The sequence below is a fragment of the Vibrio sp. L3-7 genome (assembly GCF_963898195.1).
Classification (GTDB): Bacteria; Pseudomonadota; Gammaproteobacteria; order Enterobacterales; family Vibrionaceae; genus Vibrio; species Vibrio echinoideorum.
Window position 1 is genome coordinate 95735 of the sequence record NZ_CAWQUW010000001.1, and the last position, 14031, is coordinate 109765.

Annotated in this window: 12 protein-coding genes; 6 read left to right on the forward strand and 6 right to left on the reverse strand. The window is 43.7% G+C overall.

Annotated features, from left to right (window positions below):
* Together AACW75_RS00470 and AACW75_RS00475 are read left to right on the forward strand one after the other, a co-directional pair.
* Complete coding sequence (locus AACW75_RS00470; protein ID WP_102552926.1) at window positions 1-561, forward strand: carbonate dehydratase; 561 nt, start codon at window positions 1-3, stop codon at window positions 559-561.
* The gene (locus AACW75_RS00475; protein WP_237297354.1) at window positions 551-1570 is read left to right on the forward strand and encodes a CobW family GTP-binding protein; all 1020 of its coding nucleotides are present in this window, start codon (window positions 551-553) and stop codon (window positions 1568-1570) included. The genes AACW75_RS00470 and AACW75_RS00475 overlap by 11 nt, the downstream gene beginning before the upstream one ends.
* A gap of 128 nt (window positions 1571-1698) precedes the next feature.
* Here AACW75_RS00475 and AACW75_RS00480 read toward each other — a convergent pair whose 3' ends face one another.
* Together AACW75_RS00480 and AACW75_RS00485 are read right to left on the reverse strand one after the other, a co-directional pair.
* Entirely contained in the window at window positions 1699-2571 is an 873-nt protein-coding gene (locus tag AACW75_RS00480) for an aspartoacylase (RefSeq protein ID WP_145568272.1), read from the reverse strand.
* Between the two features lie 265 nt (window positions 2572-2836).
* The gene (locus AACW75_RS00485) at window positions 2837-3751 is read right to left on the reverse strand and encodes an EamA family transporter (RefSeq protein WP_145568271.1); all 915 of its coding nucleotides are present in this window, start codon (window positions 3749-3751) and stop codon (window positions 2837-2839) included.
* Between the two features lie 104 nt (window positions 3752-3855).
* Here AACW75_RS00485 and AACW75_RS00490 point away from each other — a divergent pair, with 104 nt between their 5' ends.
* Window positions 3856-5244 (forward strand): aminotransferase-like domain-containing protein, encoded by a 1389-nt coding sequence (locus tag AACW75_RS00490; protein ID WP_135454882.1) that lies wholly within the window; start codon window positions 3856-3858, stop codon window positions 5242-5244.
* 215 nt (window positions 5245-5459) lie between these two features.
* A complete protein-coding gene (gene cqsA, locus AACW75_RS00495; protein WP_135454884.1) occupies window positions 5460-6641 on the forward strand; it encodes an alpha-hydroxyketone-type quorum-sensing autoinducer synthase in 1182 nt (393 codons plus the stop codon).
* Between the two features lie 286 nt (window positions 6642-6927).
* Here the strand turns inward: cqsA and AACW75_RS00500 are convergent, their stop codons facing one another.
* The 3 genes from AACW75_RS00500 to AACW75_RS00510 form a co-directional block, all read right to left on the reverse strand.
* On the reverse strand, window positions 6928-8976 hold the full coding sequence (locus AACW75_RS00500; protein ID WP_135454886.1) for an ATP-binding response regulator: 2049 nt from the start codon (window positions 8974-8976) through the stop codon (window positions 6928-6930).
* A gap of 426 nt (window positions 8977-9402) precedes the next feature.
* A complete protein-coding gene (locus tag AACW75_RS00505) occupies window positions 9403-10590 on the reverse strand; it encodes an alpha/beta hydrolase (RefSeq protein WP_145568270.1) in 1188 nt (395 codons plus the stop codon).
* Between the two features lie 37 nt (window positions 10591-10627).
* Window positions 10628-11503 (reverse strand): SDR family NAD(P)-dependent oxidoreductase, encoded by an 876-nt coding sequence (locus AACW75_RS00510; protein ID WP_237297355.1) that lies wholly within the window; start codon window positions 11501-11503, stop codon window positions 10628-10630.
* 328 nt (window positions 11504-11831) lie between these two features.
* On the opposite strand from AACW75_RS00510, the gene AACW75_RS00515 reads away from it, so the two are divergent.
* Together AACW75_RS00515 and AACW75_RS00520 are read left to right on the forward strand one after the other, a co-directional pair.
* A complete protein-coding gene (locus tag AACW75_RS00515; RefSeq protein WP_017075141.1) occupies window positions 11832-12407 on the forward strand; it encodes a TetR family transcriptional regulator in 576 nt (191 codons plus the stop codon).
* A gap of 41 nt (window positions 12408-12448) precedes the next feature.
* Entirely contained in the window at window positions 12449-12808 is a 360-nt protein-coding gene (locus AACW75_RS00520; RefSeq protein WP_237297356.1) for a DUF5329 family protein, read from the forward strand.
* A gap of 260 nt (window positions 12809-13068) precedes the next feature.
* Here the strand turns inward: AACW75_RS00520 and AACW75_RS00525 are convergent, their stop codons facing one another.
* On the reverse strand, window positions 13069-13971 hold the full coding sequence (locus tag AACW75_RS00525; RefSeq protein WP_145568268.1) for a Vmh family MBL fold metallo-hydrolase: 903 nt from the start codon (window positions 13969-13971) through the stop codon (window positions 13069-13071).
* Window positions 13972-14031: the final 60 nt, after the last annotated feature.

A 14031-nucleotide genomic window follows, 5' to 3' on the forward strand; every position in this document is an offset into this window, starting at 1 on the left:
ATGTTAAGAAGAAATCCAAGCGGCCATATGCCAGAAGTCTCGGAGACCGCTTTCATTGACCCAACGGCCATTATCTGTGGCAAGGTCATCATTGAAGATAACGTGTTTATTGGCCCTTACGCCGTTATTCGTGCTGACGAAGTCAATGAACAAGGCGATATGGAAGCCATAGTGATTAAGCGCGATACCAATATTCAAGACGGTGTGGTTATTCACTCAAAAGCCGGTGCTGCCGTCACTATTGGTGAACGTTCATCGATCGCCCATCGTTCTATCATTCACGGTCCTTGTGAAGTCAGTGATGACGTATTTATCGGTTTCAACTCCGTCGTGTTTAATGCCTTTATAGGCAAAGGCTGTGTAATTCGCCATAACTGCGTGGTAGACGGGCATGACTTGCCCGAGAGCTTCCACGTACCACCGATGACCAATATTGGTTCAGGGTTTGATTTGAATAACATCTCAAAGGTACCACCTGAATATTCGGCGTTTTCAGAATCGGTGGTTTCAGCCAACCATACCCTTGTGCAAGGTTATCGGAGAATTGCCAATGAGCTCTGATAAAAAGCCTATCTTGGGTATTCCAACCAATATCATTACCGGCTTTCTCGGCGTGGGTAAAACCACTGCGATTCTCAACCTAATGAAGAATAAGCCCGCTGATGAAAACTGGGCTATTTTGGTGAACGAATTTGGAGAAATTGGCGTTGATGGCAGTTTGATCCAAGGGAACGACAGCAAACAACAAGTGTTTATTCGTGAAGTGCCTGGCGGCTGTATGTGTTGCGCGGCTGGTTTACCGATGCAGATCGCACTGAATCAACTGCTGTCTGAGGCAAAACCTGATCGCTTATTGATTGAGCCAACCGGGCTTGGTCACCCTAAAGAAGTGCTAGAAGTCTTGTCTTCAGAGCATTACCGCAAAGTCTTGTCACTGCAGAAGAACGTTACTTTGGTTGATGCCCGTAAGCTTTCTGACACACGCTATTCTGAACACGATACCTTCAATCAGCAAATCACTATTGCCGATACCATCGTGGGTAATAAAGTCGATCTCTACAAAAGTGGCGATGCAGAAAAACTGGCTGAGTACGTCGCGCAGGTTTGTCACCCAGACACCAAGCTAATATTTGCCCATCACGGTAAGATCCCTTCAGACGAGTTTGATGGAAACACCAGCTTTTACCATCATCAAGCTCATGGGCACTATCATCATCATCATCATCATCATCATAAGCAAGATAAGCCACTCGCTTCAGAATTACCGATGCCAGAGAGCGGTATGATAAAGGCGAGCAACCAAGGTGAAGGATTTGAAAGTGTGGGTTGGCGATTTTCACCCGAAAAACAGTTTGACCACCAGCGCTTACGAAGCTTTTTAGTGGGCTTGAAAGCGGAACGAATGAAAGCGGTGTTCATTACACAAAGTGGTATCTTCGGTTACAACTTAACAGAAGATGGTTTGACGGAGTCGGAACTGGATGATTGTCTTGAAACAAGAATCGAAGTGATCGGACATAACATCGACAATGGCTTAGAAAGCCAACTGCTCGCGTGCTTGGTTAACTGATTAAGCGCGTAGCAAAACACTGATGATCCAAATTACTCATGAGTGCAACGAATCGCGGCACTCATGAGTTTTGCGAACAGTTAACTGATTATTAGATTAACTGTTTAATCGATTAACTTATCAACGGACTAACTGACCGAAACTAACCGCTTCTCGGCCAATGCCATCGCAATGTTCGCTTTGGCGTAAGCACTCTCATTAATGAAGTGTGGATAGATATCTTGTTCGCGTTCCCAAGAAACATCATAACCAAAGAAAGTCGCAAGCAACGGCTCCCCTTGCTTCACTACTTCGAAGTCTCGGCCACATATTTTCGGGTGCACCGTAGCGATTCGCATACCGTCTTGATCGAGCGGTACATTCACCTCTTCAACATAGAAAAACGCACTGTAGTCTTTCAACTCTTTAATCTGTTTAAGGTTATGCTTCTCTACGTAATCGAGTACGGCAGTCAGCATTTGTTTCATCAATGTGAGCGTCTCGAACTTGATCGAACCATGCGCTTGAGCCCCGACTTCGATCATCACACCATGCTTCCCTGCGGTGCAAAGGTATGGCTGCTCATCCCATGGCTTTCTGTCTTCAAACAAAATGTTGGCCTCAGGCATTCGCTGCTTCACATACGCGCCCATTTTTTGATAGAAAACATCATTGGAAAGCAAGATTAACGTCGCCCCCATATTGCTGGTCGTGTTGTGTAAATCCACGATCAACTGCTGCTCTCTGCTTGCGTGTCTATCTATAAACTGTCGTGCGGCTGTGTACTCAGCTAAGCCTGAAGTGTCGTCGTTGTTAGCATTAGAAAACTGACGATTTAGGTCCGTATCAACATATCGGACGTTCTGCTCTACCGCTTTAGGGTTTGCGATAACAGGATGGGTCGAAAACGTTGAACGATCGGCGGCATACAAACGCTCTTTGATGAGTTTGTTTAAATAGATTCCTGAGAGCTCATTACCGTGTGTTCCTGCAACCAGTAAGACTTGATTAATGTTGTCCATATCATTGATTTCCAAATATCGAAAGTGCAAGTCATCCTTGCTTTATTGTTACGATATAACATAACAATAAAGCAAGCATTTCTCCAGAACACTTCATAATCAGGCACTAGGTAGTCCTAAATAGACACGAGAATTCAATATTGCAACGATAACTCATGGTGAAAAATGCATACACAAAGGCCCCGCAATTGCGAAGCCTTAGTTTTTATTCAACACTGTAGTTTCAATGATTAGTCTACATCATGCTTCTTTGCAGTGAATCACATCACAACGGCTTAACAAGCTTTCCGTTATCCTCTGCGCTATCCGGTATTTTGGTACTCAAGGTCTTCGCAGGTTTCACGATCAAACCAATCCCGACTAAGAACAATACTGATGCGACAACTTGGGCGACTGACAGTACTTCGTCATACATAAAGTAACCACTGATCAATGCGAAGATTGGCACAAGCAAGGTTAACGGTGCGGTCGTGCTTAACGGATATTGGATCAACAACTTATTCCACACCCAGTAACCAAATAGCGTGGTTGGGTAAGCCTGAAACAACACGGCAATCGTAGTGTTCCAATCCCACTGTTCAATCCCCTGCCAAATAATCTGATCGCCATGCAACATAGCAGCAAACAACACCAATGGAACTGGCGCAAACAACATTCCCCACACGTTAAACGCAAAAGCCTGAGTCGTTTTAGATGCCTTAACAATCACACCCATTAAGGTCCAACTACACGCTGCAATCATGATCAAAATCACGCCATTAACAGTGACATTACCCGTCGCTGCTGATACCAATACCGCGAGTGCACACATCGCCAACATTGCGCCAATCAGCTTACGAACTGAAGCCGCTTCCTTGAAAACCCATACCCCCACCGCCATGCCAATTAATACGTTGGTTGAAAGCAGCACCGATGACAGCCCTGAAGACAAGCCTGCCGTGATAGACCACGAAGCCATACCCCAGATGCCAACACCAAACACAAAGCCATAACTCATTAGATAGCGCCAAGCGACATTAGGCTTTGCGACGAAAAAGATCACTGGAATTACCGCCAAAGTAAAACGTGCCGCCGTTGCTAATAAAGGATGGACATTGGTCACACCCATTTTGATCATCGAGAAATTGAATCCCCAAATTGCCATGACAAACACAGCTAACAACAAATCATTTCTTTTCATGCTCACTCCTCTTTTATTTTGAATGAGTATCCCTTGATCAATAAAACCAGTACAGATACAATTTTTACAATAAAAACCAGTACAGTTAGAGATAGGTCGTATCGATGAGTATCTACAGAAAGCTTGCGAATCAGTTTATTGATGAGATTGAAGCAGGAAAAAGGCCCGAAGGTGGGCGTATGCCTTCGCTGCGCCAGTTAGCTAAACAACAAGCCATCAGCATGTCGACCGTAGTGAGCTGTTACCAAGAATTAGAATCACAGGGTTGGATCCATTCACGCCCACAGGCGGGCTATTTTGTCTCGCCTCACAAGCCTTCTCACTCCACGCCGGAATGGGCACAGTTTGAAAGCAAGGTTTCCCGAGTTAGACAAACTTCATCGACTCACAACTCAATCAATGGGCCTTTAGGGGTCTCCAGCACCACCAATGATGAACAATCGATTGTTGAACTAGAACGCAGCTTTCGTCGCTCAATCAAACGGATGGGCAGCAGGCTCAATCATTATCCTGATACACAGGGTGAGCCGATGTTACGACAGGCGCTTTCTACCCATTTCGCCAAACTCGATCTGCACTTCGCGCCCGAGGATATGGTAATAACTGCTGGTTGTATGTCGGCCATTAAAGCGGCTCTGGAATCGTGTACCAAAGAAGGCGACACGATTGCGATAAGCTCCCCTTGCTTCAATGGAATACTAGAACTGCTGGGAAGAATGTCGCGCAAGATCATCGAGATCCCGTCTTTAGATGACGGTGTCGACCTACAACAACTGGAAGCCCATCTTAAAAACAAACAGGTTGATGCTGCGATATTCTGCACGTCACATATGAATCCTCAAGGGATCAATATGTCAGCCCACCAAAAACAAAAACTCGCTGAGTTAGCTAACCAATATCAAATCCCGATCATTGAAGATGATGTGTATTTAGAGCTTTCCTATTCCTCGCATACCCCGCTACCTGCAAAATATTATGACAAAGGTGGTTATGTATTATGGTGCGGTTCAGTGTCTAAGAGCCTCTCACCAAGCTATCGGTTAGGGTGGTGTTTACCCGGCAGATACATCGATGAATACAAGGCTCAGTTCTCGGCAGCTAATTATGGTGTTGCTCTGCCCACGCAGCTTGCTGTCGCTGACTTTATTGAATCAGGCCAATACGCTAAACATGTCAGAAGAAGGTGTACTCAGCTCCTTTCATTAAGGCAGCAATACTTGAGCTATTTAACCCAACACCTTCCTCAAGGCGTGAAAATCAGTAATCCTCAAGGTGGAATGGTGTTGTGGTTACAGATCCCAAGCCTTGATCAACACGCTTTCTCGGAAGGTATCGTTCATCAACAGATAGATATCCGACTTGGACAACTCTTCAGTACGCTAGACCTGTATGGCAACTGCCTGCGTATCAATATGGGTTATTCCATCGAAGGGCAAACAAAGCAGCAATTGGACGGTTTAATTCAGCTTATCCACCAATATTCAGACGCGTAATCCGTATAACTTTTTGCGAAAAACGGTGATTATTCTTAATACAAAACCAAGTTAGAATTCCGAACCGTAAGGAATTCAAATCACCTTAAAACCCTTAAATACCGAGTTTGCAAGGGTGTGCAAAATTATGCAACTTGACTAATGACAGCTCATTTATTTTCTTCAATATATCTCCCGTCAGCGCTGGCGTTTTTTGTATTCGAAGAGAACTTATTATGAGTGATAAATCTAAAAACAAACCACTACCTTCCTTTATTGAAGAACGCTTGAACTTTTATATTCAAGATCTCATTACACAAAACGAAAGCCAAAGGCACTTGGTATTGGGGAAACGCCCTAGCCATGATGCTGTGGTTATGCAAAGCAACGATTACCTCGCTTTGTCGCATAATAAACAGATACAAACAGCGCATCGGGATGCGATTTCAGAGCACGATGATAATGTGGTGATGTCTGCCATCTTCTTGCAAGATGAACAGTCTAAACCTGCATTTGAAACCGAGCTCGCTAACTTTGTGGGAATGGAAAGCTGCTTGCTTTCTCAATCAGGTTGGGCGGCTAACATTGGCTTACTGCAAACGATCTGCCCTCCTAACACGCCTGTGTATATCGACTTTTTTGCACACATGTCCTTATGGGAAGGTATTCGTGCTGCTGGCGCGACGGCCCACCCTTTTATGCACAACAACATGAATCATCTGCGTAAACAGATTCAACGCTATGGTTCAGGTGTGATTGTGGTCGACTCGGTCTACAGCACCATTGGTACGATTGCCCCACTACGCGACATCTACGAAATGGCGCAAGAATTTGATTGTGCATTGGTCGTCGATGAATCCCACTCATTAGGCACTCATGGTTTAAATGGTGCAGGTTTGGTTCAAGCTTTAGGACTGACCAACAAAGTGGATTTCATTACCGTCAGCTTGGCCAAAACCTTTGCCTATCGTGCCGGTGCCATTCTAGGCCCTAAGCGATTGTCAGAGACGCTACCTTTTGTTGCTTACCCCGCTATTTTTAGCTCTACCGTGTTGCCACAAGAAGTCATTCGCTTAGAGAAGACATTGGAGGTCATTAAAGACTCTGATGACAAGCGAGACATCTTGTTCAAACGCGCTAAAGCACTCACTACGGGACTAAAGCGAATCGGTTTTAGCATTCGCAGTGAATCTCAAATAGTGGCGTTAGAGTGTGGCAGTGAAAGCAACACTGAGCGTGTGCGTGACTTCCTAGAGGAACGTGACGTTTTTGGTGCTGTATTCTGTCGGCCCGCGACTGGGAAAAACAAAAACATCATCCGCTTTTCGGTAAATGCAGACATGACTCCACGCGACATCGATCATGTTCTCACGGTGTGTCACGAGGCCTTTAATCATTCTGGCTTAGAGTTTGTTTAGATAATTGGAGTTTGTGCAAAGGGTTAGAATTCATGTAGACAGTTAGAGTTCATGTAGGCCGTTAGCTCGTGTAAACAGTTAGATCTCGAGCACATAGTTAGTTCATGTAAACGGTTAGCTCTTGTAAACAGTTGGCTCGTGTAAATGCATGGAATTAATATAAACAGCCACAACAACCAATTAAAAACGGCAGGACGGAATGGAAGCTATCATGTCTCGATACAAAAAGAGCCCAGCATCTCGCTGAGCTCTTTCTTATTGTCTTATCTGTTTTGAAAACTGAAAGCTAAATCCACAGCGCGATTTTATCGAACAGTCGGTTCTTATCTGCTGGTTTAACAATGAAATCAGACATACCGGAAGAATCCATCTTCTCCAAGGTGACAGGAGAACTGTCTCCAGTATGCGCAATGATCGGCACGGATGAGTACGCTTTATTAGCACTTCGAATGCGGCGAGAAGCTTCAACACCATCCATAATTGGCATCTCAATATCCATCAGGATCAAGTCGATATCATCGGTATCCAACGCATCTAGCGCCTGCTGACCATCCTCTTTCTGAATCACATCAAAGCCCTGTTTTTCCAAAAGCATCGCAGTAAAACGACGTAAGGATTCGTTGTCATCAACCACCATAATGGTGCGTTTGATCGTGGTATCTAAAGGCTTTGCGGACGTGGTTGGTATCACGTAACTCGAATCAAACAGCAAGCGATCGATGGTAAGTTGAGTATTCAAAAGCCACGCTTGTGTTTCAACCCAGATAGGCTCGAAAGAAACGTTACGGACGCGTTTAACCGGATGATTTTCGAACAAATAGACAATTCGTGATTCTGTGAATGAAAGCAAAGACTCAATTTTATCAAGGCAACTGGCTCTTAAATCTAAGCTCTCCATATCGACAAAGATCAGGTCGAACTCAAATTGATACTCTTTTTTATTAAGTGTCGACGCAACATCTAAGACCGTCAACTCAAACCCCATCGTGCGAGCCAATTCCTTGGCTTTGGTGATCAGTATGTTTTGCTCACTCACTATCAACACGTTCTTTAACTTGGTCAGTTCACTCTTAATATCTTTAACTGTGCTTGAAGTCAGTACGGGGAAAACCATTGTAAACTGAGTCCACTCATCCACTTCAGACTGACATTTAATTTCGCCACCAAATGAGCTCATTACCTTTTGGCAAAATGGTAAACCCAAGCCATAGTTGCCCGATTTACCCGTAGTATAGAAATCTTGGAAAATGCGGCGAATGACATCACTTGGAATACCAGAACCGTTATCTGTCACTACGATTTGATTGACGATATCATCACTTTGCATCGTGACATGAATATGAAAATCTTCTGGACTTCGGTGATGGAACGCATTCTTGAACAAGTTGTACATCACATACTTCAATAGCGTATCGCTTCCTAAGAAACTGAATTCACTCTTCACATCCAGAGATATCGCCTGTCTATCGAATGCACGCTTGTAGTTAAAGCTTTCTATCGCATCCTCGACCACCGTTTTCGCTGAATGCTTTTTAAAGGTAGAACGCGAAACGCGATTTTCATCAATGGAGGTCAATAACAGATCAATGGTCTCGTTCCCGGAATGAATGATATCCATCGCCTCGTCACCCACTTCACGAAGTTGTCTCACCTCTTGATCGCTCAGTTCATATTGTACTTTGTGCTGACCGACTTTTGGGTTCGGCAATATAGATTGCATTACATCTATAGACGTCAGTAAGCCACTTAAAGGGTTTCGCATTTCATGCGCAATACCTGCGCCAAAAGACTTTGCCAACGATACCTTGGCTTCGTGCTCTACCTGGTTTCGGAAATAGAATAAATTGCCGAACAAGTAGATAAACAAAAAGATAGGCACATGCGTCCAGTCCATCGAGAGTTCGAGATAGAAACCTTGAGCCACCCATGCACCCAATGTGGCAATGGCGATTCCAGCAAAGGTCTGTGCGAACATCACCTTTGTCACATGGACCAACAAAATATGTAGGAAAATGGCTGACATGAACGACATAACCCAAACATTGGACCAATTGTTCATTAATAGCATGTAGAAAAAGAAACACGGCAAGCAGAGTGTGATAGCAACTTGATAATAAGCCGGTAGGTATTTCCGTAACTCAAACGGCGCACGATTACGATAAATGATTCCGAAGAATAATACCGAGCATACCAAGCGCAACGTTAGGTTTTCATAAGACTGGGGGAACAGAAACTCCCAAACAACATAGTAGATTGGGAAGCCGATAAGGCCCATCCAACCCACTAAGGTAAGATTTGGTTCTGCGTACTGATAAACTTTACGAATTGCGTTCATACGGAATACTTTGTTAACTAAGCCCTAACGTTTACAAATTCTATGATTTAATTTTTGTTCTTATATTTTGTCACGGATTATATTACACATCACCTCCGAGCAATGAGGTTTCAATCAAATATATATCAAGGTTTTTGCTTTTAAACTTGAATTTAGGGCCCCTGTAAATACTGATAAAAGTAACAAGACACTTTAGCCGATACAATAACCATCTTCCCTATCTAATAGAGCAACCAACTTTAAGTGTGAACCCGTTTCCTTCCAATTTGCGCTTGCTGGGCCCGAAATCATTAGCAGCGGTAATAGCAATAGCAATAGCAATAGCAATAGCAGCGGTAATAGCATTAACAACAGCAACAGCAACAGCAACAGCAACAATGCAGGGTACAGTCTTTGATATATTTCAGTGTCCTTCTAATATCGACTTTATAGGGCAGTGATAGATTTGGCGTAATCCAACATTTGGTCAAAATATGGATTGTAGGTTAGCCTCGCATGAATTTTCCCTTCTTCCTTGTATCCCCAAGCGGAATACCACGGTTCATCACTATTTAAACAAGCTTCATAATCAAGAGGATCGGTACTGTTATGGCACATTTGGAATTGACCATTAGCGCCATAATAGAAATTGTCTTCACGGTATAACAAGCTCATGTGAGAGAAGTTACTGATGCGTTTTGACGGTACACGGCTGTCGAAATGAACAACGCGTTTATCTAGCGTATCGGGTTTGTCTCCAAACCAAATGAATCGACTGTTTGCGTTGGTAAACTGCGTTTCAAACAGTTTAAGGACTTCATTAACATTAACGACGCTGTCATCTTGAGTGACGGCTAAAAATGCAGGTCTGTCGAAAGGCTTGCTTTCTAGAGATTTTTGAACCTCGTAGCTAGTCCAATAATACTGCGCAAAACCATTCAAAGGCACGCTATTGTATTTCATTTGATTGCTGTGATTTTGCGGGTCGCCTTGGAACACCCAGTCCACAAATAGAGCGCCAGCAGGCGCAAGGAAATCAATATCACTGTCAGATTTAAAGGCAGGAGAAAACAGATACAGAGCCTCTATGCTTGGGTCGCTATTCGCATAATCCGTCACCAAATTCGCACCAGTAGAAAACCCAGCTAAGGAGACTTCCAGCCCCTCTCTCTGCATAATTTCGACTTGATTTTTAACCGTGTTTTTCCAGTCAGATATACTTATAGGTACCAAATCGGCGGGACGACTACCATGCCCCGGAAGCAAAACACTACGTACTAAGTAACCTTCATTGGCGAACTCTTGGGCAACATCGACAAAAGACCAAGGAGAGTCGCCCAGACCATGCACAAAAATGATGCCCTTTTTCAGTGTGTTTGCTTGGTTTGGAGATATTTCAAAAGGGGTATTATAAGAAAGCTCCGCCGCATGATCGTCTTGCAAAAACACGCGATTCTCTTCAAGCCAAGTTTGAACGGTTTGTTGATACTCTGGAAACGAGTCAAACTGTTGCACTGGAAACGCACTAGTAGACTTGTCATAGAGTGGATGATCATATTCCTGCTCGCTGCTAATACATCCAATCAGCAATAAAGCACAACCCATGATCACAAGAGCATTGAACTTATATTTCATAAAAATATTAACCTTAATGTATAACGAAACTTCATTACTATTTTCCAGATAACTTAACGTCGCACGCTTGCAAGTATGGTGCGGCAATCGATTCAAGTTGGTCCCACAGCTTCCTAGAACCAGATCCATCACAACCAGGATCATTCTCCGGTAAGTCAACTAAGCCAAACACATTGTGCCAATAACTTCCTCTTGGAAGACCTTGTGTCGCACCAATCAGAGAGGAGTGAGAACCTTGCTCTTCCGACACAAGCTGCTTAGTACGAAACCATGCAAGAAACCCTTTTTTGCTGCCAGCAAAACCACTGGCAACCACTCCGGGATGAACCGCGATTGGATGAATATTTGGGTAACGCTCTGATAACTCCCGCACTTGCCATAAATTGCCCAGCTTGCTTCGTGAATAAGCACTGGATGTACAATCAAAAGGGATGTCAGCCGCACACTCATTTGCCAGAATGTAAATATCTCCGCTGGTGATCACCAGGCGAGCATCGTCAACCAACATATTTTTCTGCATAAGGAGTCGGTAAAGGATGTGATGGCCTAACACATTGACTGAAAATGTTTTTTCATAGCCGGAAGGTGAGATTTCAGCCTTTTTAGACACCAGCCCGGCGTTACAAATGACAATATCGAATGGCGTCTCCCCCAGCTGTTCTACAGCAGTGACAATACTCTTAGGATCCGCAAGATCCATATAGATTGATTCGGCATGAAGGATGTAATCCGTCGCATCCGACAAGCCTCTCGCCAACGACGTCACCCTCGCACCTTTAGCAAGTAAAGAACGAGTAATGAACTCACCAATGCCAGCGGCTCCGCCCGTTACAAGTACCCTTTTCCCATCAAGCCGTGGTAACTCAGGGCAAGCATGATGTTTTCTTTTCTGTCCAATAATGGCCGATATCACTCGGCGGTGCCGGCCCTTAGGGGGACGACTTGCAATCAAACTTAGCGGCATAGTGATGATCCTGATAGACTCGATAATAACAAATGACAATTTACAATAAATGTCATTTGTTACATTGTCAACGCACCAATTTGATATAAGAGCGCAATAACTCTTATGTATAACGGCAATAACTTATGTAAAACGGCAATACCTTTGCATTAAACGATGACCTCGTTTGACTGAGTAGACGGTAATCGATAGCATCAGGCTAATACTGTCGTTATCGAAAGTTCTTATTTTCAAAGTCTTAAATAAGGGTTTAGACACAATTTATTGGTAGTTAGAAATGCTTACTAAAGAAAAAATATTAGATGCATCGGAAATCGTTTTACGTAAGTTCGGCCCTAGAAAAACGACCGTTGTTGACGTAGCTCGTGCCCTTAATGTGAGTCACGGCACCGTTTACCGACACTTTGCAACTAAAGCGGAACTGCATGAAGCGATAACATTAAGATGGCTAGAGCGTGTCACCGCGCCATTAACCGAAATCACGCATAAATCAGAAAGTGCATCAGTAAAGCTTCGAGAGTGGTTTGAGTCGTTAACGGCCATTAAGAGAAGCATTTTTATTGGCGAGCCTGAGTTGTTTGAGTCGTATTCATCACTGGCGCAACAAACACCCGAGCACGTAAAGTCAAAACACATCAACCATCTGTTGCAGCAAGTTGAGTCGATTTTGAATGATGGTGTTACAGAGGGTGTCTTTGAAATTGAGGATTGTGCTATTACTGCGCGCTGCTTCTTTTTTGGTACCGTGCGTTACCACCACCCGCTTCACTCATCAGAGTGGACGAGCGACACCATTGAGCAAGAATTTACACAGCTTTTTTCTTTGTTAGAAAAAGCCATCTATAAACACTGATTTCTAATCGCTTTCATTAATAGCCGATTGGATAAGAAAGGATGATTGTGAAGCGTACACTGTTTCTATGTGGGTTAATGGCCAGCCAATTGCTATCGCTGAATTATGCATTGGCCTCACCTCAACAAGAGATTGACCATCTGCTTACCTTTGTTGAATCAACGCAGTGCAAATACGAACGAAATGGTGCAATTCACAACGGACCAGAAGCGGCTGCGCATATAAAAAAGAAAGCTAATTATTACGCCGACGATATTAAGTCTGCTGAAGATTTCATCGCGTATTCAGCAACAAAAAGCATGTTGAGTGGGCGTCATTACCAAGTTCACTGTGAAGGTAAAGCATCGGTTAACAGTGAAGTTTGGTTGAAAGCCGAACTTGATGATTTTCGATCTCGCTAACTTGCTAACTTGCTTACTTGCTTACTTGCTTACTGCTTACTGCTTACTGCTAATGAACAACAAAGCACGTAACAAAGTGCAAAAAAAAGCGCTCCTAAATAGGAGCACTTTTTGTTTTTTGATACTTCCTGTATCCATAGACAAGTCCAATCTGTAGTACCTTCACTGAAAGCCAGATCATCGATATCTCCAGTTGTGTATCAACTTAAATCTAGCACATAATCTTCAGGCTTTTCTGAAACGCAACTGAGATAATGAACTTAGTGCCAATCCATCTCACCGCTTAGTACTTTGGCACCTAGTTCTAGGTCGCCTTCTGTTGCCTTGAATTGTGGGTATGCTTTCTTCATGTAATCACTGATATCAACCGATGTTGGGTTAGTGGTACTTACTAGTGCTTTTTCAACTTCAGCCACGTAGTCCATTGTAAATTGAACACTGTTAACACCGGTTGGCATTTCACCTAAGTAATGGCCTGGAATCACCACCTCTGGCTCAAGTGCTTTCATGTATTCTAGTGATTGCGCCCATTGTTCACGAATATCTTTTGACTGTGTATCTGCCATCCATACATGTACTCCGCTATAAACGGACACACCACCAAACACAGTCTTTTCAGATGGAACCCACAGGTAAGCTTGGTGTGTATTGATTTCTCTCACTTCAATAGTTTCACCTTCAATGCTCAGCGTAGTGTCGTTAAGAACGGTTGGCACAATGACTTTAGACGGCGCGTTGTCTTCTAAAATCGGGCCCCAGTATTCTAGCTTTGCATCTTTGGTACGCTTGATATGCGCAACAATCGCTTCACTGGCAACGACCTCAACGTTAGGAAATGCGGCTACAATCGGCTCCAATCCGAAGTAGAAATCCGGGTCGCCACTGCTGATGTAAACCATCGACAACTCTTTACCTGTGGCTTTGATTTTTTCCACCAGATTTTTTCCATCTGCGACGCTAAATTGCGCGTCAAACAGAATCACTTCTTTCTCACCCGAAACCAATACCGAGCTTGCTGGGAATATCGCGTTTTCACCTGGATTGTAATGGGTGATCGTTAGATCCGCTGCAGACACAGCCGTTGATGCAGCCAATATGGTTCCTAAACTCATCGTTCTTAAAAGCGTGGTTCTTGATAAAAGGAGCTTAGATAGCTTTGTCATAGTTTTATTCCGTAATTTGAAGCTGAATTTCTGCCAGCTAGTTGAGTATGAAAAACATCT